A 1,335-nucleotide genomic window follows, 5' to 3' on the forward strand; every position below is an offset into this window, starting at 1 on the left:
GTCTTAATCAACGCGGCGGCGCTATGCGGACTTCAAGACGCTTCGCAGATCGGCAGCGGCTGTGGCGGCGGTGCCGGATGATCCTTCCTGTATTGGGCGATGATCGGCTCAAGGGTCTTTCTCGGCCAGAATTTCGGTGTGCCGATTTCCTTCAGGCAGGACGCGTTCCAGTAGGCGCCCGGCTGTGAACGGTCGGCTGCGACCGCGGTGATGTCGCGCGATTCCGGGTAGATGTAGAGCGTCGTCGGATTGTCCTTGACCATCGGGATGATCCGCTTGGCATCCGCCGGCGACCAGCTGGTGCAGCCATTGCTGCGACCGCCGGCATAGTCCACCAGCTTGCCGAACGGCACGAAGCCGTCATGGTCGGCGTGCGAGCTGTTCGGGTTTTTGCGCAGGCACATGCCATGCAGCACCTGGGCAGCGTGACCGCCGATCGCCCGCTGCCTGGCGTTCGCGGCTTCGCCTTCGCCGTCGAACTGGATGAAGGTGCGCTGGAAAACCGCGTCCTGCTTCGCGCCGGTGCGGTAATAGCCCTTGAACGAGGTTTTGGCCTCGCTGGTCATATAGGCGCCGCCGGCCGTCAACGATGAATCCATCGCATTGCCGAAGTTCTTCGCGCACCGTTTGCCGTTTGAAAAATCGACGACGCCTTTCAAATTCCGCCCGCTGCCGTGGCCTGACGAAATCGCGCTAAACGACTGGCTGGCCTCGCAGATGACGTAATAGCGACGGCCGAGCACGCCATTGCCCAGATCGCTGGGGCGTGTGGCATCCATGGCGAAGTAGCAGGGGTTCTTGACAGCGCCTTGCGCGACCTTCTTCCGGTAAAGCGCGCGGGCTCGTTCGAGGACAATTTGCGAGATCTGGCCGTCGCTGTCGCCGACATGAGCCTGCAGCCAGGCTGGAACGGCAGATGGTGCGGCAAAGGATCGGGCCGATACCGCCACGGCGATGACGACGAGAAGGCTGGCGACGACACCCAGAGAAACAGATCTCAACCGCACCGGATCAATTCTCCTTGTCGAAGCGAATGGCGATTTCTTGAGGCATTGCCGCGAGAATCGATCATAGATGGCCTCGCATTATCGGGCGAAACACATCTTGTTTAGCGTACCCGCATGAAGAGCCGTAAAGCAGGTCGATGCATGCAACGGCCTACGCCGACATGCTGGCTCCAGGCTTGCGGCGGACGTCTTCGCTTCCTTGAAGCAGGGCAACGAACTCGGGTTGGCGGGTCCCTTCGGAGGCCGTCGGCGCGTTGGCTGACGGAGCATCAAACGAAAACCCGCCTGTGCGGCGGGTCATTGGCGCAAATCAGCACCATGGACAAAT

At 61.2% G+C, this 1,335-nt stretch carries 1 protein-coding gene; it reads right to left on the reverse strand.

Going from position 1 to position 1,335, the window contains the following annotated elements:
• Positions 1 to 32: 32 nt before the first annotated feature.
• Positions 33 to 1,007, reverse strand: a complete 975-nt coding sequence (locus EN964_RS34820; protein WP_127271332.1) for a hypothetical protein — start codon at positions 1,005 to 1,007, stop codon at positions 33 to 35.
• Positions 1,008 to 1,335 lie beyond the last annotated feature (328 nt).

Origin of the sequence: Mesorhizobium sp. M7A.F.Ca.CA.001.10.2.1 (assembly GCF_003998575.1) — a bacterium.
Classification (GTDB): Bacteria; Pseudomonadota; Alphaproteobacteria; order Rhizobiales; family Rhizobiaceae; genus Mesorhizobium.